The 26,190-nt window shown below is 28.8% G+C and carries 18 protein-coding genes and 5 tRNA genes; all 23 read right to left on the bottom strand.

Going from position 1 to position 26,190, the window contains the following annotated elements; translation table 11 throughout:
- Positions 1-74 precede the first annotated feature (74 nt).
- The 23 genes from CP965_RS11435 to CP965_RS11325 all read right to left on the bottom strand — a co-directional run bounded on the left by CP965_RS11435 (position 75) and on the right by CP965_RS11325 (position 26,155).
- Positions 75-674, bottom strand: coding sequence for a response regulator transcription factor (locus CP965_RS11435; protein ID WP_206732298.1), 600 nt, complete (start codon positions 672-674; stop codon positions 75-77).
- Positions 674-2,053 carry an HlyD family type I secretion periplasmic adaptor subunit gene (locus tag CP965_RS11430; protein WP_129062241.1) on the bottom strand — a complete coding sequence of 460 codons (1,380 nt, stop codon included), beginning with the start codon at positions 2,051-2,053 and terminating at the stop codon, positions 674-676. Before CP965_RS11430 ends, CP965_RS11435 begins: the two co-directional genes overlap by 1 nt.
- Positions 2,046-4,199, bottom strand: a complete 2,154-nt coding sequence (locus CP965_RS11425) for a type I secretion system permease/ATPase (protein WP_407646415.1) — start codon at positions 4,197-4,199, stop codon at positions 2,046-2,048. Before CP965_RS11425 ends, CP965_RS11430 begins: the two co-directional genes overlap by 8 nt.
- A gap of 11 nt (positions 4,200-4,210) precedes the next feature.
- The gene (locus CP965_RS11420; protein WP_129062240.1) at positions 4,211-6,781 is read right to left on the bottom strand and encodes a TolC family outer membrane protein; all 2,571 of its coding nucleotides are present in this window, start codon (positions 6,779-6,781) and stop codon (positions 4,211-4,213) included.
- Positions 6,782-6,880: 99 nt separating this feature from the next.
- Complete coding sequence (locus CP965_RS11415) at positions 6,881-7,576, bottom strand: response regulator transcription factor (RefSeq protein WP_129062239.1); 696 nt, start codon at positions 7,574-7,576, stop codon at positions 6,881-6,883.
- Positions 7,576-10,536: an ABC transporter substrate-binding protein gene (locus tag CP965_RS11410; protein ID WP_129062238.1), complete on the bottom strand. Its 2,961-nt coding sequence runs from the start codon at positions 10,534-10,536 to the stop codon at positions 7,576-7,578. The genes CP965_RS11415 and CP965_RS11410 overlap by 1 nt, the downstream gene beginning before the upstream one ends.
- 676 nt (positions 10,537-11,212) lie before the next feature.
- A complete protein-coding gene (locus CP965_RS11405) occupies positions 11,213-11,497 on the bottom strand; it encodes a YciI family protein (RefSeq protein WP_129062237.1) in 285 nt (94 codons plus the stop codon).
- Positions 11,498-11,565: 68 nt separating this feature from the next.
- Entirely contained in the window at positions 11,566-11,955 is a 390-nt protein-coding gene (locus CP965_RS11400; protein WP_129062236.1) for a hypothetical protein, read from the bottom strand.
- A gap of 31 nt (positions 11,956-11,986) precedes the next feature.
- Positions 11,987-16,522 (bottom strand): DNA-directed RNA polymerase subunit beta', encoded by a 4,536-nt coding sequence (gene rpoC, locus CP965_RS11395; RefSeq protein WP_129062235.1) that lies wholly within the window; start codon positions 16,520-16,522, stop codon positions 11,987-11,989.
- Positions 16,515-20,660 (bottom strand): DNA-directed RNA polymerase subunit beta, encoded by a 4,146-nt coding sequence (gene rpoB, locus CP965_RS11390; protein ID WP_129062234.1) that lies wholly within the window; start codon positions 20,658-20,660, stop codon positions 16,515-16,517. The genes rpoC and rpoB overlap by 8 nt, the downstream gene beginning before the upstream one ends.
- A gap of 173 nt (positions 20,661-20,833) precedes the next feature.
- The gene (gene rplL / locus CP965_RS11385) at positions 20,834-21,208 is read right to left on the bottom strand and encodes a 50S ribosomal protein L7/L12 (RefSeq protein WP_129062233.1); all 375 of its coding nucleotides are present in this window, start codon (positions 21,206-21,208) and stop codon (positions 20,834-20,836) included.
- A 53-nt stretch (positions 21,209-21,261) separates the two neighbouring features.
- Complete coding sequence (gene rplJ / locus CP965_RS11380) at positions 21,262-21,750, bottom strand: 50S ribosomal protein L10 (protein WP_129062232.1); 489 nt, start codon at positions 21,748-21,750, stop codon at positions 21,262-21,264.
- A 161-nt stretch (positions 21,751-21,911) separates the two neighbouring features.
- Positions 21,912-22,613 carry a 50S ribosomal protein L1 gene (gene rplA / locus CP965_RS11375; RefSeq protein WP_129062231.1) on the bottom strand — a complete coding sequence of 234 codons (702 nt, stop codon included), beginning with the start codon at positions 22,611-22,613 and terminating at the stop codon, positions 21,912-21,914.
- Between the two features lie 83 nt (positions 22,614-22,696).
- Positions 22,697-23,122 (bottom strand): 50S ribosomal protein L11, encoded by a 426-nt coding sequence (gene rplK / locus CP965_RS11370; RefSeq protein ID WP_129062230.1) that lies wholly within the window; start codon positions 23,120-23,122, stop codon positions 22,697-22,699.
- Positions 23,123-23,230: 108 nt separating this feature from the next.
- Positions 23,231-23,758: a transcription termination/antitermination protein NusG gene (gene nusG / locus CP965_RS11365; RefSeq protein ID WP_129062229.1), complete on the bottom strand. Its 528-nt coding sequence runs from the start codon at positions 23,756-23,758 to the stop codon at positions 23,231-23,233.
- Positions 23,759-23,768: 10 nt separating this feature from the next.
- On the bottom strand, positions 23,769-23,951 hold the full coding sequence (secE, locus tag CP965_RS11360) for a preprotein translocase subunit SecE (RefSeq protein WP_129062228.1): 183 nt from the start codon (positions 23,949-23,951) through the stop codon (positions 23,769-23,771).
- A 67-nt stretch (positions 23,952-24,018) separates the two neighbouring features.
- A tRNA-Trp gene (locus tag CP965_RS11355) sits at positions 24,019-24,094 on the bottom strand.
- A gap of 22 nt (positions 24,095-24,116) precedes the next feature.
- Positions 24,117-24,287 carry a 50S ribosomal protein L33 gene (rpmG, locus tag CP965_RS11350; RefSeq protein ID WP_129062227.1) on the bottom strand — a complete coding sequence of 57 codons (171 nt, stop codon included), beginning with the start codon at positions 24,285-24,287 and terminating at the stop codon, positions 24,117-24,119.
- Between the two features lie 11 nt (positions 24,288-24,298).
- The gene (gene tuf / locus CP965_RS11345; RefSeq protein WP_129062226.1) at positions 24,299-25,507 is read right to left on the bottom strand and encodes an elongation factor Tu; all 1,209 of its coding nucleotides are present in this window, start codon (positions 25,505-25,507) and stop codon (positions 24,299-24,301) included.
- Between the two features lie 245 nt (positions 25,508-25,752).
- Positions 25,753-25,829 (bottom strand) — tRNA-Gly (locus CP965_RS11340).
- A 10-nt stretch (positions 25,830-25,839) separates the two neighbouring features.
- Positions 25,840-25,924, bottom strand: a tRNA-Tyr gene (locus tag CP965_RS11335).
- Positions 25,925-25,985: 61 nt separating this feature from the next.
- Positions 25,986-26,062, bottom strand: a tRNA-Thr gene (locus CP965_RS11330).
- 17 nt (positions 26,063-26,079) lie between these two features.
- Positions 26,080-26,155 (bottom strand) — tRNA-Phe (locus CP965_RS11325).
- Positions 26,156-26,190: the final 35 nt, after the last annotated feature.

Genomic DNA, 26,190 nt, shown 5'->3' with positions numbered 1-26,190 from the left:
TATTATTTTTAAATTTTAGTGATTTTTTTTTATTTTGTATATCACCCAAAGGGGTGAATTAATAGATTTATATTTTAATTTGTAAATAAAGAAGCAAAGGATAATCTATCCTTTACTTTAAGTTTTTCATAAATATGTTTGATATGTGTTTTCACAGTATTTATTGAAATATTAAGCTCTTCACTTATATTTATATTTGTATAACCATTTTTTAAAAGAGTTGCTACTTTTTTTTCAGCATTTGTCAAGCCTGAAAATAATTCTTCCTCTAAATTTTTCTTATTTTTATTAATTGTCATATTTTTTAAAAACTCAGTTGTAATATGAGGAGGCAACCAGATATAATCATTAGAAATCGCTTCTACTGCTGAAATTAGAAAAGAAGAACTCATTAGAGAATTTCCATAGCCATTCACACCTTTAGAAAGCCAACTCTGTGCTTGTTTATATTCGGGTGTTCTATCTAAAATAAGTATTTTATTTTTATTTTTTATCATAGACTCTATGATATAGTTTAAATTTTTAGAATTTAATTCTGAATTTATTATTAGCAAAGAGTCTTTTACTAAAAAGAGTTCTTTTTCTTCTGTCAGAATACTAAGTTCATAATCTTTTAACAACTTTTCCCATCTAACAATTAGTGCAATATCACTACTATAAACTACTATTTTCATTATCTCTCCGTAAAGGTATATTGCTTGGTTTTTAATATTGGTTTTAAAATATAATCTAAAATGGTTTTTTTGCCAGTGATAATATCAACATCAGCTACCATTCCAGGAATAATCTTCATTTGTTTTTCTTCTGTTCCAATATAGTTTTTTTCTGTTTTGATTCTTACTAAATAATAAGTTTTATCATCTTTTTCTGTGATTGTATCAGGTGAAATATTTATAACCTCCCCTTCTAATCCTCCATAAATAGAAAAATCATAAGCTGAAAACTTCACTATTGCTTTTTGCCCTTGATATATAAATGCAATATCTGAAGGTAGAATTTTCACCTCAACAATTAAATTATAATCAGTAGGTACAATCTCTATTAAATCTTGTGCAGGTTTAATTGATCCCCCAATAGTATTTATATGAAGAGTTTGAACAATTCCATTTGAGGGAGACTTTACAATAGTTCTTGATACTTGATCAAGAGAAGCTACTGCATTTGCTTCTAAATCTTTTAATGAAGTTACAGCTTCATTTAACTTTTCTTGGGTTTGAGATTTAAAAACTTCAAGAGTTTCCTTTATCTTTTTTTCTATTTCACTTGTTTCTGATTTTATTCGATTAACAGAAAGAATTGCACTTTGAAGTTTTTGTTTAGCTTCACTCTCTTCTCTTTGTAGTTTTAAGAAATCTACTTCTGAACGAATCCCTCTTTTTACCATAGGTTCGGTCATTTTAACTTCTTTTTCAATTGCATCAACAGAAAACTTTAAATGTTTAATTGTTTGTCGTACATCTTTTAGCTCACTTTGTTTTTGTTTATTTTGTTCTTTTAAAATTTGAACTTTAGAATCTATTTGATTCATATTACTTAGATATAACTCTTTTTCATTTTTAAAAAAATCATTTAAAGTTTTATTTTCACTTTCTTGATATTCAAAAGGTTCTTCTTTTAATTGAGCTTCAAGTCTTTTTATTTGTGCTTTTAAGTATTGTGTTTTTATTTCATTTGATATTAAAGTTGAAGAAGATTTTTCATTACTAATTCGTAATAGAATTTGGTCTTTTTCTACAAAATCTCCCTCTCTTACCAAAATTTCAGAAACTATTCCACCTTCTAGATTTTGTATAATTTGATTTTGTCCACTAGGAACAACCTTCCCATGACCTCTTGCTATTTCATCTATTTGTGCAAATGATGCCCAAATAATAAAAGAAAAAATAGTTATAACAAAAGATATAAGAACCCAATGTAACTTTTTAGGTCGATTATAAATTACAGCTGAACTTAAACTTTTCATATATTCATAATCATGTTTAGTTAAATTTTTATTTATCTTAGGAGTATTTTTGTTAAAAAAAGCTTCTTTTATTTCTTTTAAATTAGCCATTTACTGTTCCTAATTTTTGAAGAATTTCTTTTTTATTTCCATCTAAAACTTTTTTACCATGATTCATAACAATAATTCTTGAAGTTAAATCAAGCATATTCATTTTTTGTGTTATTAAAATTAAAGTTTTGTTTTCAATATCTTCTTTTAAATTTTTTAATACTTTTGATTCAGTTGTTTGATCCATAGCATTTGTTGGTTCATCAAATAAATAAGTATCACAATTTCCTATTAAAGCTCTTGCTATTGCTACACTTTGACGTTGTCCTCCTGAAAGTCCTAATCCCCTTTCTCCTATTTGCATATCATACCCCAGAGGATGAAGTTTTACAAAATCATCTGTTGTACTTGTTTTAGAACATTTTAATAACCACTCATCATCAACAAATCTATAGGCTCCAAGAATATTATTTTTAATAGTTCCCCTAAAAAGATGAATATCTTGAGGAACATAAGATACACTCTTTCTTAAATCTGCTGGGTCAATTTGAGAAATATCAATTCCATCTATTAAAATAGAACCACTGTCTGGTTCATATAGTTTTAAAATAAGTTTTGTGATTGTACTTTTTCCTGAACCTATTTTTCCAATAAAAGCAACCTTTTCTCCTTCTTTTATTGTAAAACTAACATTATCTAAAGCATAAGCTTCTGAATCTGGATATTTAAAGCTCACATTTCTAAATTCTATATCTCCTTTTAAAGAAGGTCTTTTTACAAACTCTTTAGCAAGGGGTCTTTCTAAAGGTTTATTAACAATTTCATCTAACATTTTGTAAGAAGTTTTTGCATCTTCATAATTTGAAATTAATGCCGCTATTTGTCCCATAGGTGCAATTGCTCTAGAAGAAAGAATCATTGCAGCTATTAAACCTCCCATTGTGAGTTCAAAGTTTTGAATTTGATATACTCCAATTACAATAATTAATACAGTATTCAATCCAATTAATAATCCTGTAACAGTTGGAATAGAAGAAGAAATAAGTTTTGACTTTAAACTTTTATTTGCTATTTCTCCTGTTGACTCTTCCCAATCATATTGAACATTACTTGATAGTCCTTGTGCTTTTATTGTTTCTATATTATGTAAAGATTCAACTAATATTCCATTTTTTTTAGCACTTGCTTCATAAGTACTTTCAATACTTTTTTGTAATGGTTTTTTTATAATAAGTGCATAAAGAAGAATAAGAATGATGATGAAAAGTGGCACAAAAACCATAATCCCTGCAATATAAAAAATTACTAATAAAAATAAAATAGAAAAAGGGAAATCAATAAGTACACTTAAAGTTGCATTTGTTAAAAAAGATCTTATGCTATCAAAACTTTTTAAGTTATTTGCAAATGAACCTACTGATTTGGGGTGGGCTTGCATTTTTAAATCAATTACTTTTTCAAAAATAATAGAAGACATAATAATATCACTTTTTTTACCTGCCATTTCTAAAAAATATGACCTTAAAAATTTTAAAGCCCCATCTAAAAGAAATACTAATACAATTCCAATAGTAAATACAAGTAGAGTTTCTTGTGCATTATTAGGGATTACTCTATCATAAACATTCATTGTAAATAATGGCGTTGCTAAAACAAAAAGATTTATTAAAATAGAAGCCAAAATACAATCTAAATAAATCTTTTTTGAAAAACCTAAAGTATTCCAAAACCAATGTTTGTGATTTTTTAAGTCTAAAGTTTTATTGTTATTTGAATCTTCATACTCGAAGGCTTTTTTTAACATAAAAGCATAACCTAGATACTCTTTTTCTAATTCTTCAAGCTCAACAACTTCTTCTAAAGGTTCATCCCCAGGAAAAATTACTTTTGCTTTTTTCTTATTTTCTAAAAAACTTTCTAAAATACAACTATTATTATTTGATAATAAAATTATTGCTGGTAATTGTAACTGTAAAATGTCTTTTAGTGTTCTTTCTATTAAAATAGTTTTTAATCCTGCTCTTGATGCAGCTCTTGAAAATAAAGACCTAGAACTATTTTTAGAAAATAATAATTGTTCTGTCAAGTTTGCATCAACTGGCAAACCTGACATTAAAGAATCTGAAGAATAAGGTTTATGAAATAATTTTGTATATAAAACTAAAGATTCTAATAAATTATCTTTTTTAGGAGAATGATATATCAAGTTATCTCTTCTTATTGTTTATTTATATTTATTAATTCAGCTTCTATTCTTCTATTTAAACTTCTTCCTTCTTTTGTATTATTATTAGCTACTGGTTCCTCAAAACCTTTTCCTTGAGCTTTTACTCTTGATTCACTAACTCCATTTGCAATTAAAAGAGTTTTAATTACGTTTGCTCTTTGTTCTGATAAATATTTGTTATACTTTGCAGAACTTTTTTCACTCTCTTTACTTGCATGTCCAGTGATTACAGTATTAAACTCTTTATTATCAACTAAAAATTTTGCAAATGCTAATACTTTTTCTTTTGTATCTTCTTTTATTTTAGAAGAATCCTTTTCAAATAATACTTCAAGATTAATTTTATTTGTACAACCTTCTTCATCAACAGTATATCCTGGTGCAGTATTTGGACATTTATCTAATTCATTAATTACACCATCTTTATCATCATCTAAAACAACTGTTTCTTTAGTTTTAGGAATATACAATGAAACTGCAACTACATTATTAATATCATGTTTATCAGTTTCTAAAAATAAATTATCATAATCTACTCTTGATTGAGAAACTAATTTTTCTTTATTTACACCATTTTCAATTAGTAATTCTGTTATTGTCTTAGAATAGTCTAAGGCTTTATTATAACTATCTTCACTATTCTTCATATTTTGAGTATGGCCTATTACAGTTACTGTAATATCATCTCTATCATAAGAGTTTATTTTTTTAGCAATATCTTTAATATTATTGTTATACGCTTCATTAGTTGCATCAAAATTATTCATATTAATAAAATCAAATCTTTTAATTAGTTCAAAATTATCATACATCAAATGTTTATCAAGTTTTGTTGATTCAACATTTTTATTTGCTGCAATATTAAATTCATAATCATATAAACCTAATTTTTCTGATTTTTTAGGACTTTGTTCATTATACTTAGGAATTTCATCTAAATAAATTCTTTGCTCAGCTTCAAATTTATTCTTTCCATCTTCTAAAGCACAACCTTCTTCATCAACAAATGCCCCTAAAGTTGTATTTGGACAAGAGTCTTTAGTATTAGGAACTCCATCAAAATCACTATCAGTTTCAATTTGAACACATCCAGTTGGTTTGATATTATCTCCAACTAAAGAATTATCACAAATATCAACACTATCAACTACACCATCTTTATCCACGTCTAATTTTACAGGTAAACTATCTTCTTCAATTTCAAAAGGCTTTTTACTTGGGTAAACAATATTACTATATTCATTTTCATCCAAAATTGAACTAACTAATAATCCCATTGCATCCAATATTCTATATTGTGCAAAAAGCTTGTCTGTTTCAGCATTAATAATTTGATTTTTAGAATTTATTAAATCATTTTGAGCAGAAAGTAAGTCAAGTAAAGTTCTTCTTCCCATCTCATATTCACTTTGATAACTTGCTAAAGTTTCTTCACTATATTCATAATATTTATATAGTTCCTTTAACTGCTCTGTTAACATCTCATAAGCTGACCAAGATAATTCTAAACTCTCTATTGTTTGTCTTTTTAAATCTCTTTGAATTTCAACTTCTCTATTAATTGAACTTCTACTTTTTTGGATATCTGCTTGATGAGCTCCACCTTTATATAAATTCCAAGATAATGTAATGTATGCTCTAGTTCTATCATCTGGACTATCATAATTGTTTCTAGCACTTACATCATTATATAATTGCTCAATTTCTAAATCAACTTTTGGATAATACTTACTTTTTTTCTCTTTATAAAGACTTTGTGCTCCCTTAATATTATAGTTACTTACAAGTATTGAAGGATTATTATTAATAGCAAATATTGTTGCTCTTTCTAAACTTTCTGGCATTACATAATTAAGTTTTGGTAAAGATAAATCTGAAACTTTTACATTTCTTCCTAAAAGTCTTTTAAATCTAAAACCTTTGTCTATCATATTATTTTGTTGTACTACTAAATTTGATTTAGCCAAAGATAAAGAAGAATGTATTTTTGTCATTTCTGATTTTGTTGTAAGTCCTGTATCAAATAAAGATTGAACATCTTCAAAGATTTTTTCATTTACTTTAACATTATCTTTAGCATTTTGTAAAAGTCTATACGTTCTAATTGTGTCTAAATAAGAACCCACCATCTGAAAGGCAACATCATTTGCATTTTCTATATAATGATGTGCAGCAGCTAAAATTCTTGCTTTTTGATAGTCAATCTTATTTGTAGTACTAAAACCATTAAAAATATTTTGAGTTAATTTTAAAGATTGTGTATAATTATTATAAGTTTCATCTTCTATTTGATGTTTATACTTGTCATCTTCGTCATAATCTTTTAGTTCTCCAGCAGAATTTCTTCCAAAAGTTGCTCTATAGTCCAAAGATGGATACCATTCAGATTCTGCAATATTTAAATCTTGTTGAACTTCTCTAAAGTTCTTAAGTCTCTCTTTTACAATTGGATTTGTATGTAAAGATTCCTTAACACTCTCTTCTAAACTTAGTGCATTCAAGCTTGTTCCTAATAATAAAACTCCACTTGCAATAACACTAATTATATGATACTTCTTCATTTTACACTTCCTAAAATAAGTTAATTTGAAGAATTGTATAAACAAGAAGTATCACAAAAGTATCAAAAAACAATAAACTATTAAAAAATTAATAATTTATTAAATTTTTATTTTGTAACCTTCATTAAAAATATTTTGAATTAAATCTTTTGGTAATTTCTTTCTTAAACGACGAATAAGGTTTTTAAGACCATTAAAACTGCCTTCTTCATTATAATCTTCCCACACATGATAAAAAATTTCATTATATGAAAATACTTTATTTCTATGAGAAAATAATAAATCTAAAAAAAGTCTTTCTTTATTTGTTAAATCTATAGATTTATTGAATTTCTTCAATTCTTTTAATTGAACATTCCAACTATATCCTTCCTCTAAATTTATAGTTGCAATGGGTACTATTTCATAATTAGATATCTCGTTAATAGCTAAGAATAAAGCGTTTTTTAAATCTTTTCTACTTACTGGTTTTTTTAAGTATTTTACTAGTTTTAAGGAAGTTGCTTTAAGTAAAAATTCTGTATTTATGTGTGCAGTAAAAACTATTGCTTTTGTACTAATATCTTCTTTTCTAATAATTTCTAATAATTCTAAACCATTAATCTTTGGTATATGAATATCAACAATCAATATATCAGGTTTTTTTTCTTTATATAAAAAAAGAGCTTCCTCTCCATCTTTTGCCTCATAAACTTCTGAAAAAAGCATTTTTAAATAACTTGTATAGTTTTTTCTTAAAAGTTCTTCATCTTCAACAAATAAGACCTTATATGGATATATTTGACTCTCACTCATTAAGATTCTCCCTTTGGTAATTCCAAAATAAAACAAACACCTTCATCTTCATTTTTTACAGAGATACGTCCATTAAAACCTTTTTCTATAATCATTTTAGAAATATAAAGACCTAAACCTGTTCCTTGTGATTTATGTTTTGTTGTAAAATATGGCTCAAATATTTTATCAATTATTTTATTATTAATTCCATAAGCATTATCTTTAATGTATAAAATTAAAGCTTTTTTAGTATCTCTTAAAAATATTTCTATTAAAGGTAATGGCACTTTTTTTTCACTAAAAGCATCAATTGAATTATTTAATAATACTAATAAAACCTGATTTAATTCATCTGGATATGCATTTAAAGAAATATTTCTATCAACTTTTATTTCAACTTCAATTTTATAATAGGACAATCTTCTATTTAATATTTTTAAAGTTTTTTGAATATTTTCATATATGTTAAACTCTTCTCTTTCTTTATTTGGGTCAAAAAAATTCTTGAAATCATTTATTGTATTAGACATATACTTTGTCAGGTTTTCTATTTCTAAAAGCTTTTCTTCTATTTCGCTATCTAAAACTTTTTTATTTGATAATGTAGCATCTAATAACAAAACAGTAGAATTAATTTCAGCAAGAGGTTGTCTCCACTGATGTGCAATATTTTCTATCATTTCACCCATTTGAGCTAATTTACTTTGTTCCATAATTGTTACTTGATGTTTTGTATTTTCTTGGATTTCTGCTTTGATTTTATCTTCTAATTCACTGTTTAACTCTTTATATCTATTATGTGCTTTTTTTAATTCACTATTTTTCTTTCTTAATTCTATTTCATATTCTCGTTGCTGAGTTATATCATATCCTACATTTATCACTTCGCCATTATGCAAAGGGATATTAGCCCATTTAGTTACTAACTTTTTCCCTTCTTTTGTTTGAGGAGTCCACTCTTTAAACAAAATACTATCCAAATCTTTAAAAGAGTTTTTTACTCTATTTAATAAAACTTTATCAGGATAAAATAACTCTAAAGGATTTGAATAATTTTTTAATTCATCAAACTGCCAGCCAAATACTTTACTACATTCTTCATTCCATAATGTAATCTTACCATCGGAATCAAAGGAATTTAGAAAAATTGGTACCTTATTGAATAGTAATTTAAACTTTTGTTCACTCTCTTTTAAATCTCTTTCTATTTTTTTCCTTTTTTTTATTTCTTCTTTTAATTTTAAATTCCAATATAAAATAAGTGCTAAAATAACAATTGAGATAAATAGTATCTGAGCAATTAGATTATAATCAATGGTTATATCATATTCAAGATTATTCCATTTATAAAAGATTTTTTCCCTTGTTATAGAATCTATAGAATTTAGTGTTTTTTCTAATATTTCATTTAATAATATTTCATCATTTCTTGAAGCAATACTTAGATTAAAAGACTCTTGAAATTGACCTGTAATGGCTATATCTTTTAAATGGTATTTTTGTATTTCATTATTTATTACTATTGAATTATCCAATAAACCAAAAAATTTTTCTTGTTGTACTTTTTTTAATCCTTCTTCTACAGATTGAACCTGAATTAAATTCATATCTGGATATTTATTCTTTAAGATTTCATACATAGAATAATTTCCAACAATTGCAATTTTTTTATTATTAATCTTTTTTATATCATTAATAAATGATTTTCCTTTTTTTGTTGCTAAAACAAGTGGTGTTTTTAAATATGGGCTTGTAAAGTTTAAATATTTAGTTCTACTTGGTGTTTTCTGAGATAAAGCTAATATATCGCAATCTCTTTTTTTCACCTTTATAAGAGATTCCTTCCAAGAATCAGTGATTACAAGTTTAATAGGTATTTTAATTTTATTAGAGATATTTTTCATAAAATCTGCTGCTATTCCCATATGCTTACCTTCTTTTATACCATCAAGTGGCATCCAATTAGGATCTACACACATTTTAATCTTTTTCTTATAATTCAAGTACTCTTTTTGTTTATCAGTCAAGTATAAAGCTTGTATATTATCTTCAAAAATAAATTTTTCTAATCTCTTTTTTGGCAGTTTTTCAATTAATTGAGATTGAGTAAAAGTATCTGCGATAAAATTTAACTGATTTAAATCTATACTTCCAATAGAGTAAACTTTTGTCAACATTAAATCTTCTATTTGTTTTGACTCAAATAAAAGTGCTTCTTTTGTTTTATTTTGAGTATTATATTTTTGTAAAATAATATCAACTAGTTCTTCTTTATTCTCTAAGGCATACTTCCATCCTTTTATTGAAGCATCCTTAAAAGCCTTAACTTTTTTTCTATTATATTCTGCATTATCTTTTTTTGTAAATAAGTTTAAATCATAAAATTTTGAACCAAATACTGCTGGGTCTAATATATTATATTTCACTCCTAATTTATTTAATTCATAAATTTCATTAGTTGTAAAAATACTAATTGCATCTACTTTTTTATCTACAAAGGCATTTACAGAAAATTCACGAGGATAATGTATAAAATCATTTATATTTATATCAAATTTATTTAGCATAGTTAAAACTGTTCTTTTATGTGAACTATCTAAAAGTCCCATAATCTTTTTATTTTTTAAATCTGAAGGTAGCTTAATATTTTTTTGTGTTGCCAAAACTAAAGGAGACTGTTTAAAAAAATTAGCAAGCATTATAATTGGATCTCCTTGAATATAATCAATTATAATAGAAGAAAAAGATAATCCAAAATCAGCATTTCCAGATAACACTTCTTCTACAATATTCATATTTTCATCAAATTCTATGAATTCAACATCAAATCCAGCTTTTTTATAAAAACCTTTTTCTTTTGCTGCATAAAAACCTGGAAATTCAAATTGATGTTTCCATTGTAATTGTAACTTTACTTTTTCTAATTTTTGAGGATATAAAAAAGAAAATAAGAATAACAATAAAAATAAATATTTCAATTTATGCCTTTTTACTATAACAATATAATAGATACATCATCCACAAAAAAAACAAAACTAAATATAAATAAGGTAAAAACATAAAAAAATAATTGTTTGATAAATAATTAACATTTAAATCTACAATAAATGAATTAATTGCAGTAATAAGAAATATTACAAAACCAATAAAAAACATTAGACTACTTATTTTATTTGCTATTTCTTTTTTATTCCTTATCTTCCAAAATATTAGTGCTATCAAACCATCAGATATCATAAAAAAGACTGAGAAAATAAATATTCTCATGGGAAGATTGAAATATACATAGGTAAAAAGTATGTACCCTATAAAGATAACTCCTATAGGAATAAAATATTGGTTTTTCCAATAAGCTTTATAACCTAAAAGTTTCAATACCGCAATATATAAATATATTTGACCTGAGACAAGGATTGTATTAGCAATGACTATTGAATAAAAATCAGAAATTGTATATCTTAAATTGATTAATGCAAGTCCTATTAAAAAACTCAAAGAAGAAAGAAAAAAATATTTAGCAAAATCTTTGTTAAAATAATATTTAATATATAAACAAAAAAGACTAAATACCATTAAAATTATATAACAAACTTTTGCTAAAAAAACTAAACTAAGCATTAAAAATACTAAAAAATATTATCTTAAATTTTATAGTTATTTTGTTAAAAGCTTCACAGGAACGATTTGGAATTCTTCCATATTCCATACATTATTTTGAACATAAGGTTCATTTGATAACCAATCATTTATTTCATCATCATTTGCAAAATCTACTAATAAAGTTGAACCAACCATCTGTTCTTCTTCAATTAATGCACCTGCATTAATTATTTTACCTTCATTCATTAATTTTTTAGTACCTTCAACATGAGCATCACGTACTTCAAGTCTTTTTTCTAAAGCTCCCTCATTATCATAGGCAATTACTAAATATTGCATCTTAACCCCTTTACATTTTTATTAGTATAGCATTTTATAATTACTAAATTATTAAAAAAGAGTATTTGTTATAGATTAAAATAGTTTTCTGAAAGTATGAAAGTTAAAGGATAAATAATTACATTAAGGTATCTAAATAGTTTACTTACTTGAATATTAGGTATTATTTCCTCTAATGGTGTGCCTTCTGTTATTTTTGACATAATATTGAGTTTTAAAGATATATCTAGAAATTTTATTCCTACTATACTTAATAATAAAAAAGACGTATTATTTAAAAAGATTACTAGAAATATTGAATATATAAAACTAGGATTTAATAAAAAAAATAAAAATATGCTTTGTCTATAAATGCTATAATTATTTTGAAGCATTCCATGAAGAGTATCAGATTTTTGCCAATTTGACTCAAAAAGTTCAATGGCTACAAAGATTAGAAAAAAAGAGATTATTTCCATTTTAAAATAACATTAGGGATACCCCTAATGCTTATTCTTCCTCTGAAGGAATAGAGAATCTAACTTTATGATCTTTATAAAGTCCTGTTCCAACAGGAATTGTTCTACCTATTACAACATTTTCTTTTAAATCTTCTAACATATCCATTTTTGCACTTATTGCTGCTTCCGTTAAAACTTTTGTTGTTTCTTGGAATGAAGCTGCAGAAATGATTGAGTCAGATGTTACCGCTGCTCTTGTGATACCAAGTAATAATGGTTCTGCAATAGCTGGTTTACCACCAAGTTTTATAATCTTTTCATTCTCTTGAATAAATCTTTTTTTAGAAACCATATCACCAATAATAAATTTAGTATCTCCTCCATCTAAGATAGATACTTGTCTTAACATTTGAGATAAAATTACCTCAATATGTTTATCAGCAATATTAACCCCTTGAGATCTATATACTTGTTGTACTTCTGATACAATGAAATAATGAAGAGCTTTTTCTCCTAAAATTCTTAATACATCATGTGGAGAAACCTGACCATCAGTTATTGCTTCACCAGCATGAACAAACTCACCTTCATGAACTAAAATCTGTTTAGATTTTTCTACTAAGTATTCAGCTTTATTACCATTTTCATCAGTAACAATAACTCTTTGCTTATTTCTAAGTGGCTTACCAAATGAAACTATTCCATCAAACGATGCAAGAACAGCAATTACTTTAGGTCTTCTTGCTTCAAATAACTCAGATACTCTTGGAAGACCTCCAGTAATATCTTTTGATTTTTGTGTTGCTTTAGGTGTTTTACCTAATACATCAGCAATTTCTACTGTTTGACCTTCACTAACAAATAATGAAGTTTTTGGTTCTAAAGAATATCTTAATAGTTCTTTATCTTCTGTAGCTAAAACAATAGTTGGTTTATATCCACTTGGAATATATTCATTTACCACTAATTTTGAAGTACCAGTTAATTCATCAAATTGTTCTGCAACTGTAACTCCAGGAATAATATCTTCAAATGATACCTTACCTTTTTCTTCTGCAATTGAAGGATTTGAATAAGGATCCCATTCAGCAATAACTACTTGCTCTGAACTTGCTGGTAGTGAAATAACACTATCCTTTTCAACCTCAGTATTATCATTATGTTCAACAACAGAACCTCTTGCAATATAGTGTCTTAAAGCTTCTCTATCATCTGCATCAACAATAACTGCAAAAAGACCTTTTTCATTTACTGCTTCACCAGATTTAATATCATGTCTTCTTTCTAAATAATCTCCAGTTAACTTATAGTATTTTACTATACCTTTAGAACCAGAGATTACAGTTGTTGTAATAGGAGCACCATCTTCAACTTTTAATTCTGATGCATAAGGAATCCTATTTGGAACATTCCAACCATCTTTAATAATTTCAACAATAGACTCATTTTCTTCTACTTCAAAATCATCTTGATATGGTAAATATAATTTACCTTCTATTTTTCCAGATACCCCTGCAAGTTCATTTGGCTTAGCAACATCGTTCTTTCTTAAATAGAATTTTTTCTCTTCTTTTCCATTAGTAATAGTTAAAATTGTTTCTTCATGAATTGTTTCAACTGTAACTTTACCTTTGAATGGAGCATTAATTTTTGGTTCTACTAATAAAATACCTGCATTTCTTCTGTTCGCAACTATTTTTTTACCATTTCTATCTTCATATGTTTTAATGTTATAATATCTTATAAAACCTTCTTTATCAGCTCTTAATTCTCTTTCTGTTTGAGTAGCAGATGCTGTTCCACCAACGTGGAAAGTTCTAAGTGTAAGCTGTGTTCCTGGCTCTCCAATAGATTGAGCAGCAACAACTCCTACTGCTTCACCTGGACTAGCTTTTCTTTGTTCACCTAGATTAAGACCATAACATTTTGAACATAAGCCATGCTCTTCTTTACAAGTTAAAGGTGTTCTAATTACTACTGATTTTACTTCTGCTTCAGCAACAACTTTTGCATCATCTTCTGTGATTAATGTACCTTCTGCAAAAAGAATTTCATTTGAAATTGGGTCAATAATATCTTCCGCAATTACTCTACCTGTAATTCTTTCTTCTAAAGACTCAATTAATTCATTACCAGAAGAAATTGCAGTGATTTCTATACCTTCATGAGTACCACAATCTTCATTTGTAATTCTAACATTTTGAGAAACGTCAATCAGCTTTCTTGTTAAGTAACCAGCATTCGCTGTCTTAAGTGCTGTATCCGCAAGACCTTTTCTAGCACCGTGCGTTGAAATAAAGTATTCAAGTACATTTAGACCTTCACGGAAGTTTGAAATAATAGGTGTTTCAATAATAGAACCATCAGGTTTAGCCATAAGACCCCTCATACCAGACAATTGCCTAATCTGTGCAGCAGAACCTCTAGCCCCTGAATCGGCCATCATATAAATTGAGTTAAACCCATCTTTATCACTTTGTACTAGATCCATCATTTCTGAACCAAGTTTATTATTTACTTCAGTCCAAATATCAATAATTTTATTATATCTTTCTTGTTCTGTTAATAAACCTTGTGCAAACTGTTTTTGAACCTCAATAACTTCTTTTTTAGATTTAGCAATATGATCAACTTTTGTTTCTGGAACTCTAATATCATCAATAGAAACAGATATACCAGCATCAGTTGCATACCTAAAACCTAAGTTTTTAAGATCATCTAAGAATCTTGGAGTTACTTTATATCCACCATATTTATAGATATAATCAACTAATGCACCAATATCTTTTTTCTTTAAAATTTTATTCCATAATTCAACAGGAACAAATTCAGGTAAAATTTCTTTAATGATTAATCTACCAATTGTTGAATGAATAATTTTATCATCAAGTTTTGTTCTAATTTTTGCATGTAAATCAACTTGTCCCATTTCTAAAGCAATTTTTGCTTCATTTACATCTGCAAATAATTTATGCTCACCTTTAACACCATCTTTTTCTAATGATAGATAATAAATACCTAAAATCATATCTTGAGATGGTACGGCAATAGCTCTACCTGATGCTGGTAAAAGAATATTCATTGAAGACATCATTAAAATTTTTGCTTCAGCAACTGCTTCTTGTGATAAAGGAACATGCACAGCCATCTGGTCACCATCGAAGTCGGCATTAAATGCAGCACAAACTAATGGGTGTAACTGAATAGCTTTACCATCAATTAATGTTGGGTGAAAAGCTTGAATAGATAATTTATGTAAAGTTGGTGCTCTATTTAATAAAATTGGATATTCATCAACTATTTCATTTAAGCATTCCCATACTTCATTTGATTCTGATTCAATTAATCTTTTTGCAGATTTTAAAGTAGTTGCATAACCTTTTTCTTCTAATTTAGCCATTAAATGTGGTTTAAATAACTCTAAAGCCATTTTTTTAGGAATACCACATTGGTCCATATTTAAAGAAGGTCCTACAACAATTACAGAACGTCCAGAGAAGTCAACCCTTTTACCAAGTAAGTTTTGTCTAAATCTACCTTGCTTACCTTTAATAATTTCAGATAATGATTTAAGAGGTCTTTTATTAGCACCCTTAACTGCATTTGCAGTTTTACCATTATCAAATAAAGCATCTACTGCTTCTTGAAGCATTCTCTTTTCATTTCTAATAATAATTTCTGGTGCATCAAGTTCAGTTAATCTTTTTAATCTATTATTTCTATTGATAACTCTTCTATAAAGGTCATTAACATCTGAAACAGCAAATTTACCACCATCAAGTGAAACTAATGGTCTTAAATCAGGTGGAAGAACTGGAAGTTTAGTTAACATCATCCATTCTGGTCTATTTCCAGAATTAATAAAGTTTTCAACTACTTTAAGTCTTTTTACAATAGTTTTTCTTTTTGCTTCTGATTTAGTAGCTGACATATCAGCTTTTAATTGAGTTAATAATTCAATTAAATCAAGATTTTCTAATAGATCTCTAACTATATCCCCACCCATATTTGCTTCAAAGCCAGTGTGCTCAAAAAGATCAGATATTGTTCTATATTGCTCTTCATTTAAAATATCATATTTATTAACTTTTTTAGTTTTTTCATTATCATAATATGCATCACCTGATTCAGATACAATATATGCTTCATAATATAATACTCTTTCTAAATCTTTTAGTTTTACACCTAAAAGTGTCCCTATTCTTGTAGGAAGTGAAGAAACCATCCAAATATGTGCAACAGGAGATACTAAATCAATATGTCCCATTCTGTGTCTTCTAACTTTAGAAGATGTTACTTCAACACCACATTTCTCACATACAACACCTTTATATCTCATCTTTTTGTATTTACCACAAAGACATTCATAATCCTTTACAGGACCAAAAATCTTTGCACAAAAAAGACCATCTCTTTCAGGTTTTAATGTTCTATAGTTAATAGTTTCAGGTTTTTTTACTTCACCAGAAGACCAAGAAAGAATTTTTTCTGGACTTGCTAATCTTAATTGAAATGCCGCAAAATCTTGCGGTCTTTCTAACTCTTTTATTTCAATAGGTTCTAATACTTTTTCAGTTTTACTCATTATCTTCTACCTCTTCAAAAACATCAACATCTAGCCCAAGAGCTTTTAATTCTTTTGTTAATACAAAGAATGTTTCAGGAACACCTGAACTTGGAACATTTTCACCATTTGCTATAGCTCTATAGGCTCTTGTTCTACCTTCAACATCATCTGATTTAGTTGTAAGCATCTCTTTAAGTACATTTGTAGCACCATAAGCCTCAAGTGCCCAAACTTCCATTTCTCCAAATCTTTGTCCACCAAATAGTGCTTTACCACCAACTGGCTGCTGTGTAACAAGTGAATAAGGTCCTGTAGATCTTGCATGAACTTTTTCATCAACTAAGTGATGAAGTTTAAGCATATACATATATCCTACATTTACTCTTTCTTTCATTTTATCACCAGTTTTTCCATCATGAAGAATTGATTTACCATCTGTATCAATCTTAGCTAATTCAAATAGTTTTTCAAACTCATAAACTTCAACACCATCAAATACTTGTGTAGCAAATCTAACACCTTTTGACCAATCTTGTCCATATTTAATAAGTTCTTCATCAGATAAAGAATCCATAAACTCTTTACCTTTCATAAGTTTAGCCACAGATGCAATTTCTGTCATTTTTTCTCTAAGTTCTTTTATAAACTCATCTCTTTTTGCCTCAAAAATTTCTTGAATTTGATTTCCTAATTTTTTACCAACTAAACCTAAGTGAACTTCCATAATCTGACCAATATTCATCCTTGAAGGTACCCCTAGTGGGTTAAGAATAACGTCTACAGTAGTTCCATCTTCTAAATATGGCATATCAACTTGAGGAACGATGTTAGAAACGATACCTTTGTTACCGTGCCTACCAGCCATTTTATCCCCAACTTTGATTTTTCTTTTTGTAGCTACATAAACTTTAACTTGTTTAATTACACCACTTGGTAAGATATCATCATGTTCTAAAACTTGAAGTTTTTCTTCATGATTTTCTCTTAAAGTTGACTTTTCTTTAATAAAGTGATCTTTTATTGCATTATATTTGTTTTCTATTTCTTTTGAAAATGATGCAACTACTTTTTTCATAGCAAATCTATTCACACTTGCAAGAACTTCAACAGGTATATTGTCACCTTTTTTATATGTAACATCTTCTAATTCTAAATCTTTATTTAACGGTGATTTAGATAATAAATCATTAATTTTTAGAATTTCTTCTCTATCTAACATTAACAATTTATCATGATGTTTAATATCTAATTCATTTTTTTCTGATTCTATTTCAGCTACGGCTCTTTCATCTTTTTCGTATCCTTTTTTAGTGAATACTTTTACATCAACAACAGTACCTTCCATAGATGTTGGACAATACAATGATTTATTAATAACATGTCCAGCTTTCTCACCAAAGATAGCTCTTAATAATCTTTCTTCTGGAGTTGGTTTAATCTCACCTTTTGGAGTTACTTTACCTACAAGAATCATTCCAGGCTTAACATAAGTACCAACTTTAATAATACCTGAGTTATCTAAATGAGTAATTGATTCTTCTTTTACTCCTGGTAAATCTCTAGTGATTTCTTCATTACCATGTTTAAGCTCTCTACACTCAACTTCTTTCTCATAGATATGAACAGATGTAAAGGCATCTTCTTCAATAAGTCTTTGAGAAAGAACAATAGCATCCTCATAGTTATATCCATTCCAAGGCATAAATGCAACCATAGCATTAACACCAACAGCAAGTTCACCATTATCCATTGAAGGACCATCAGCAATTACTTGCCCTTTTTCAATAAAATCACCTTCTTTTACTGCTGTTCTTTGACCAAAAGAAGTGTTATTATTAGTTCTTACATTCTTGTTAACTTCATAGTGATCAATAAATGCACCATTTTCATCTTCACCTGAAATATAAATGTTTTTAGAATCAGCTTTTTCAACAATACCTGTTCTATTAGCTTTAATAGCTTCCCAAGCATCTCTTGCTACTGTTTTTTCTAAACCAGTACCAACTACAGGAGCATTTGGTCTTAATAATGGAACTGCTTGTCTCATCATATTTGATCCCATAAGTGCTCTGTTGGCATCATCATGTTCTAAAAATGGAATTAAAGATGCAGCAACACCCATAACCATTTGAGAAGAAATATCTATTAAATTTACTTTTGCTCTTTCAACAAGTAAAATTTCACCATCTTGCCTAGCTTCAATTAATGGCTCAACAATTTTACCATTATCATCAACTTTAGTTGATCCTGGAGCAATTATTTTACCCTCTTCTTGTGTTGCTGTATAATATTCAATTTCATCTGTAATTACACCATCAACAACTTTCTTATAAGGTGCTTCAATAAAACCTAAATCATTAACTTTTGAGAAAGTAGATAAAGTATTAATAAGACCAATATTTTGTCCCTCAGGAGTTTCAACTGGACAGATTCTTCCATAGTGAGTTGGGTGAACATCCCTTACTTCAAATCCGGCTCTTTCTTTTACTAAACCACCTTCACCAAGCGCAGAAAGTCTTCTTTTATGAGTAACTTCTGATAATGGGTTAGTTTGATCCATAAACTGTGATAACTGACCTGATGTAAAGAATTCAGTAATAGTTGATGTAATCATTTTAGAGTTAACTAAATCATGTGGCATAATATCTTCTAATGTACCAGATAAAGTAGTCATTTTATCTCTAATAGCTTTTTGCATTTTAATTAGGCCAGAGTGTAATTCATTTGCAAGAAGTTCACCAATAGCTCTAATTCTTCTGTTACCTAAGTGATCTCTATCATCAATATGACCATGACCAGCTTTTACTTTTACTAGGTATTGAACAGTTTTGATAATATCTTCATAAGTTAATACAGTTACATATTCAGGAACATTTACACCTAACTTATGGTTCATTTTCATTCTACCAACTTTTGTTAAGTCATATCTTTCTGGATCGAAGAATAATTTTCTAACAAACTCTTTAGCAGCTTCTTTTGTAACAGGTTCCCCTGGTCTCATAACCTTATAAATTCTAATTGCTGATAAATCATTTTCATCATCAATTTGTTCTGTTTGTTTTAATAGTTTTAATGATTCTGCATCTTGCTTAAATGCATTAATAATAGAATCATCAACACCAGTAGCTAAATCATTTGCAATATCAAAATTATCAAAACCAAGGTCAAGTAGTTTTTTTAATTTTAATTCATCTAAAGTCGTTAATGCATCTAATAATACTTCTCCAGACTCTGGATCAAAAATAGTATTTGCTGTACATCTATCCATTAATAAATCAACAGGATATTCTACTAATTTTAATCCACCTTCAACTAAGGCATTAGCTTTTCTTGCAGTAAGTCTTTTCCCAGCAGCAATAACTAAATTACCTTTATCATCTTTAATATCAAATTCAACTCTTCCTGTAAAATCTTCAGGATTAAATTCTGTTAAAAATTTATTATTTTTAATTTTAATATTTAAGATAGGATAAAATAATTTGATAATATCTTCTTTAGAATAACCTAATGCTCTAAAAAGAATAGTAACTGGAACTTTTCTTCTTTTATTAATTCTTACATATAATACATCTTTTGCATCATATTCAAAATATAACCATGAACCTCTATCAGGTATAATTTGTCCTGTGTAAATTAATTTATTTCCAGCAGTGTTTGATTCTTCTTCTTTAAAGATTACACCAGGAGATCTATGTAATTGATTAACAACAACTCTTTCAACACCATTTACAATAAATGATGTTCTATCTGTCATTAAAGGTATTTCTCTGATGAATAAAGATTGTTCTTTCATATCTTTAACACCGATTTTTTCACCAGTTTTTTCGTCTAAATCCCATAATGTAAGTCTAATATTGATTTTCAATGGTATAGAATAAGTAAGTCCTCTAACCATTGACTCTCTAACATCATATTTGGGTTTACCAACTTCACTTCCGATATACTCTAAAGTGATTCTATTTTGTGTATCATGAATAGGGAAAACTGATTTGAATACTTTTTCTACACCAGCTTCTGCTCTATCATCTTTTCCGATCATTAAGAAATTTTCGTAACTATTTTGTTGTAATTGTAATAAATTTGGAATTTCAATTTGTTGAGGATTTTTTGCAAAATCAACTCTAAGTCTATTACCAGATTTTAAAGAGTTTAACATTGTCGACCTTATTAAAAATGTGGTTTACTTTTTAGCTTTGTTTATAAAGCGCAAAAGCATCCTTAAAGGATAGGGTTAAAATTTGCTTAAAATTCTAACCTTAGCCCTCAAAGATGCTAATCTTATACAAGGCATATTGCCTTGTATACAGGTAAAAAATTACTATCGAGTAATTATTTTAATTCTACAGATGCTCCAGCACCTTCTAATTCAGCTTTTGCAGCTTCAGCGTCTTCTTTAGAAACACCTTCTTTAACTACAGCACCAGCTTCTTCAGCCATAGCTTTAGCTTCTTTTAATCCAAGACCAGTTAATGCTCTAATAACTTTAATAACATTAATTTTCTTAGCACCAGCATCTGCTAATACTACATTAAATTCAGTTTGCTCTTCAGCAGCTTCAGCAGCTCCACCAGCTACAGCACCAGCTACAGCTACAGGTTGTGCAGATACACCAAATTTTTCTTCGAATTCTTTAACTAATTCAGATAACTCTAATACAGATAAACCAGAGATATACTCTAATACGTCTTCTTTAGAAATTGCCATTTTATATTTCCTCTAAATTTTTATTTTAATATTTTATTTAATTGCTTAATTTATTAAGCAGCCTCTTCTTCTTTTTTCTTTCTAAGAGCATCAAGCCCAATTGTAAAGTTAGTAACTGGAGCCATCCAAGTAGCAGCAAGCATACCAAGAAGTTCTTCTCTAGATGGTAATTTAGCAAATGCATTAACAGTTGCAAGATCAGCAATTTGACCTTCAATAATACCAGACTTAATTTCAAACTTTTCTTTATTTGCAGATGCAAATTTATCAGCAACTTTACAAGCAGAAATTTGGTCTTCTGACCATAAGAAAATATTAGTTCCATTTAACTCAATATCACCTAGTTCTGCATTTTTAACTGCAATTGTTACTAAAGTGTTTTTAGCAACTTGAACTTTAGTTCCATTTTCTCTTGCATCATTTCTTAAAGTTTCTAACTCTTTATGAGAAAGACCTTTATAATCACATACAACAATTGCTTGAGATTCTTTGAATTCTCCTGTTAAAAAATCAATAACTTCTGATTTTTGTGTTTTAGTCATTTTGTTTCCTCCCTTCAAAACATCGACTTAGGCGGGACTTACAAGAAACGAAGGAAGTTCCTTACCAGCTGTCTTTAGTTTTATATCAGTGCTTTGAAATAACACTCAAACATAAGGATTTCATATCCCTACTATTGAATGTTATTAAATAAGGAAAATCCTTATTTAATATCCATAACTTCTAAAGTATCTAATTTAACAGATGGTGACATTGTTAAAGATACTGCAGCATTAGCTATATATCTACCTTTTGCTGAAGCAGGTTTTGCTTTGTTAATTGCTGCAATAAATGCTTCAATATTTTCTTTAATAGCTTCTTCAGAGAAAGATACTTTACCAACAGCTGCTTGCATGTTACCTTTTTTATCTACTCTATATGCTACTTGTCCACCTTTTGCATCATTAACTGCTTTAGTTACATCCATAGTAACTGTACCAGTTTTAGGATTAGGCATTAAACCTTTTGGTCCTAAAATTCTACCTAATTTACCAACTAATCCCATACAATCAGGTGTTGCAATTAAAACATCAAAATCAATGTTTCCAGCTTGAACACTTTCAACTAAATCATCATTTCCAACAATATCTGCACCTGCAGCTTTTGCTTCATCTACTTTAGCACCTTTTGCAAATACTGCTACTCTTACAGTTTTACCAGTACCATTTGGAAGTACTACTGCACCTCTAATCATTTGGTCAGCGTGTCTTGGGTCAACATTTAAGTTTAATGCAACTTCTACTGACTCATCAAATTTAGCTGATTTTAATTCCTTAACTAAAGAACAAGCTTCAGCTAATGTATAATTTTTATCTTCAATTTTTTCAGATAATGCTTTAAATCTTTTTGAAACTTTTTTTGCCATTTTTTTCTCCGCAATTTTAATTTTATAAATATTTTTTTGCTTCCACTTATTTTAAAGTCAAGTGGTTAGACTATTTTGTTGAATTATAATTCAACTTCAATCCCCATTGATCTTGCCGAACCTGCAACAATTTTAGCAGCTTGCTCTTTATCGTTTGTATTTAAGTCAGCAATTTTCATATCAACAATTTCAAGAACTTGGTCTTTTGTTAATTTTCCAATTTTATTCTTAAGTGGGTTGTCAGAACCTTTTTTAATTCCAGAAACTTTTTTAATTAAATCTGTCATTGGTGGTTCTTTAGTAACAAAAGTAAAACTTTTATCAGAAAATACAGTGATTTCTACAGGGATATTAAATCCACCTTTATCTTTTGTTTTTTCATTGAATGCTTTACAAAATTCCATGATATTGATACCTCTTTGACCTAGTGCAGGACCAACAGGAGGTGATGGATTTGCAGCACCAGCTGGTATTTGAAGTTTTAAATAACCTTCTACTTTTTTAGCCATCGTAATTCCTTTTTAAATTTTATAGTTTTATAATAATTTAGGCATTAGGGAATAAAACTCAAAGGAAGCAAAAGTTTTATTGCCTAATGCCTAAAATAAATTATTTGTTTATACTACTCTTTCTACTTGAGTATAAGTAATTTCTACTGGAGTATTCCTTCCAAAAATAGAAACATTAAGTTTTAAAATTCCTGATGCCATATCGAAATCTTCAACTACACCATTAAAGTTTGCAAATGGACCTTCATTAATTCTTACAGTTTCACCTTCATCAAAAGAAACCTTAGGTTTAGCTGCAGCTCTATTTTGAACTTTATCTAAAATAGAATCAATGTCTTTTTTTGATAAAGGTGTAGGTTTTTTAGATTCACCAATGAACCTTCCAACTTTTGGCATAGACTGAATTCTATGCCAAAGTGCAGTATCTAAATCAATTTTAGCAAAAGCATATGCAGGATATAAAGGTCTTTCTACAATCGTTTTATTACCTTTTTTTACTTCTATTAAATCTTCTGTAGGAACTAAAACTTCAGAAATTCTATCATCAGCCATTTCTTCTGCAAGTCTTTCAAGTGCTCTTTTAACTGCTAATTCACTACCAGAGTGAGTTTGTATTGCATACCATTGTTGTGCCATTCATATATCCTTAATTCATTACAGCTGATAAGCTTAAAGACATGATTGTATCAATTAATGCTAGAAATAAAGATATAACAGTAACAACTACAAATACAGAAATATAAGCTGACCTGATTTGTTCTTTTATTGGGAAAATTACTTTGAAAAGTTCTTCTTTAGCATTTTTATAATAAGTTTTAAATTTATTCACAATCGACTCCCATATTAAGCTTAAAATTCTTTTAAAAAAAGTCGAAACTACTTTTAAAAAAATTTAGTGGCAGGCCAGGAGGGACTCGAACCCCCAACCGTCGGATTTGGAATCCGGCGCTCTACCATTGGAGCTACTGACCTAAAATAAGGAGTTAAAAAAGTCTTACGACTTTAATTTAACTTCCTTATGAATTGTATGTTTTTTTAATCTTGGACTATATTTTTTAATCGCCATCTTTTCAGTAAAAGTTTTTGGATTTTTGTAAGTAGTGTAGTTAATATCACCACACTCCTCACATTTTAGTCCGATTTTAATGCTTACACCGTTACCCATGAGTTATCTCCTTACTCGATAATCTCAGCAACAACTCCAGCACCTACAGTTCTACCACCTTCTCTAATAGCAAACTTAGTTCCTTTTTCTAGAGCAATTGGAGCAACTAATGAAACAGTTAATTCTACATTATCACCTGGCATAACCATTTCAGTCCCTGCTGGTAATTCAACAGAACCAGTAACATCAGTAGTTCTTACATAAAATTGTGGTCTATATCCTGAGAAGAATGGAGTGTGTCTACCACCTTCTTCTTTAGAAAGGATATATACTTCACCTTTAAATTTAGTATGAGGAGTAATTGATCCTGGCTTAACTAAAACTTGACCTCTTTGAACGTCTTCTTTTTTGATACCTCTTAAAAGGATACCAGCATTATCACCAGCTTCAGCATAATCCATTTCTTTTCTGAACATTTCAATACCAGTAACTGTAGTAGTTTGAGTCTCTTTTAATCCAACGATTTCAATAGTATCACCTAATCTAACAGTACCTTGGTTAATAGCACCAGTAACAACTGTACCTCTACCTGCAATTGAGAATACATCTTCAACAGGCATTAAGTAATCTTTATCAGTTGATCTTTCTGGAGTTGGGATATAAGCATCAACTTCAGCCATAAGATTATAGATTTTTTCTGACCATTCACCAGCTGTACCAGCTTTAGCTTCTTCTAAAGCTTGGAATGCAGAACCAGCAACGATTGGAGTATCATCACCTGGGAAATCATACTCAGAAAGTAATTCTCTAACTTCCATTTCAACTAATTCTAACATTTCTTCTTTATCTTCATCATCTAATTGATCTTCTTTATTTAAGAATACAACGATGTATGGTACACCAACTTGTTTAGATAAAAGAATATGCTCTCTAGTTTGAGCCATTGGTCCATCAGTTGAAGCGATAACTAAGATAGCTCCATCCATTTGTGCAGCACCAGTAATCATGTTTTTAACATAATCGGCGTGACCTGGACAATCTACGTGAGCGTAGTGTCTAGTTTCAGTTTCATACTCAACGTGAGAAGTAGCAATTGTAATACCTCTTTCTCTTTCTTCTGGAGCATTATCAATTTGATCATAATCCATAGTCGCTTGACCATTTTTAAGACCTAAACACATAGTGATTGCTGCTGTTAAAGTAGTTTTACCGTGGTCAACGTGACCAATAGTACCAATATTTACGTGCGGTTTACTTCGCTCGAATTTTTCTTTTGCCATAAAATTCCCCTTAAAAAATTTTGGTTGTATTGCCCTCTGAGTAGATAAGCCCATTGGCTTCTCTATTCAGAGGGGGATTTATTATTATTAAAATACAAAAAAATAGTTAATATTCTTTTGTGGATTGGTATTTTACTTAAAAAATACTAAAATAAACTTAAATGGGAGTAATTTTGTATAAAAAAGGAGTTATAAAATTTAATTTGCGTTATAACTCAGCTCCCAGTATCAATAAATATAATAAATGGAGCGGGAGACGAGACTCGAACTCGCGACAATCTGCTTGGAAGGCAGAGGCTCTAGCCAACTGAGCTACTCCCGCAACATCTGCGTGGTGGTGAGGGAAGGATTTGAACCTTCGAAGCCTAAGGCGACGGATTTACAGTCCGTAGGATTTGACCACTCTCCAACCTCACCGGTTGAAATTATTGTTCTGGTCAAGCGCTGGTCTTAAGACTTACGCACGACATAATAAAAATGGAGCTGGTGAAGGGATTTGAACCCCCGACCTGCTGATTACAAATCAGCTGCTCTAGCCAACTGAGCTACACCAGCATCCTGTTTAATTTAAGTGGTGGCGCGGGGCAGAATCGAACTGCCGACACAAGGATTTTCAGTCCTTTGCTCTACCGACTGAGCTACCGAGCCGTCTTAAATTGGAGTGAAATTATATACAGTTAATT

The sequence above is a fragment of the Halarcobacter mediterraneus genome (assembly GCF_004116625.1).
GTDB lineage: Bacteria > Campylobacterota > Campylobacteria > Campylobacterales > Arcobacteraceae > Halarcobacter > Halarcobacter mediterraneus.
Note: the sequence above shows the minus strand (reverse complement) of the source record. Positions and strands in the feature narration are given on the sequence as shown.

What these genes read in the sequence shown, in the direction of transcription:
- CP965_RS11435 (WP_206732298.1), bottom strand. Translation starts at nt 674, where the DNA reads ATGAAAATAGTAGTTTATAGTAGTGATATTGCACTAATTGTTAGATGG.
- CP965_RS11430 (WP_129062241.1), bottom strand. Translation starts at nt 2,053, where the DNA reads ATGGCTAATTTAAAAGAAATAAAAGAAGCTTTTTTTAACAAAAATACT.
- CP965_RS11420 (WP_129062240.1), bottom strand. Translation starts at nt 6,781, where the DNA reads ATGAAGAAGTATCATATAATTAGTGTTATTGCAAGTGGAGTTTTATTA.
- CP965_RS11415 (WP_129062239.1), bottom strand. Translation starts at nt 7,576, where the DNA reads ATGAGTGAGAGTCAAATATATCCATATAAGGTCTTATTTGTTGAAGAT.
- CP965_RS11405 (WP_129062237.1), bottom strand. Translation starts at nt 11,497, where the DNA reads ATGCAATATTTAGTAATTGCCTATGATAATGAGGGAGCTTTAGAAAAA.
- CP965_RS11400 (WP_129062236.1), bottom strand. Translation starts at nt 11,955, where the DNA reads ATGGAAATAATCTCTTTTTTTCTAATCTTTGTAGCCATTGAACTTTTT.
- rpoC (WP_129062235.1), bottom strand. Translation starts at nt 16,522, where the DNA reads ATGAGTAAAACTGAAAAAGTATTAGAACCTATTGAAATAAAAGAGTTA.
- rpoB (WP_129062234.1), bottom strand. Translation starts at nt 20,660, where the DNA reads ATGTTAAACTCTTTAAAATCTGGTAATAGACTTAGAGTTGATTTTGCA.
- rplL (WP_129062233.1), bottom strand. Translation starts at nt 21,208, where the DNA reads ATGGCAATTTCTAAAGAAGACGTATTAGAGTATATCTCTGGTTTATCT.
- rplJ (WP_129062232.1), bottom strand. Translation starts at nt 21,750, where the DNA reads ATGACTAAAACACAAAAATCAGAAGTTATTGATTTTTTAACAGGAGAA.
- rplA (WP_129062231.1), bottom strand. Translation starts at nt 22,613, where the DNA reads ATGGCAAAAAAAGTTTCAAAAAGATTTAAAGCATTATCTGAAAAAATT.
- rplK (WP_129062230.1), bottom strand. Translation starts at nt 23,122, where the DNA reads ATGGCTAAAAAAGTAGAAGGTTATTTAAAACTTCAAATACCAGCTGGT.
- nusG (WP_129062229.1), bottom strand. Translation starts at nt 23,758, where the DNA reads ATGGCACAACAATGGTATGCAATACAAACTCACTCTGGTAGTGAATTA.
- rpmG (WP_129062227.1), bottom strand. Translation starts at nt 24,287, where the DNA reads ATGGGTAACGGTGTAAGCATTAAAATCGGACTAAAATGTGAGGAGTGT.
- tuf (WP_129062226.1), bottom strand. Translation starts at nt 25,507, where the DNA reads ATGGCAAAAGAAAAATTCGAGCGAAGTAAACCGCACGTAAATATTGGT.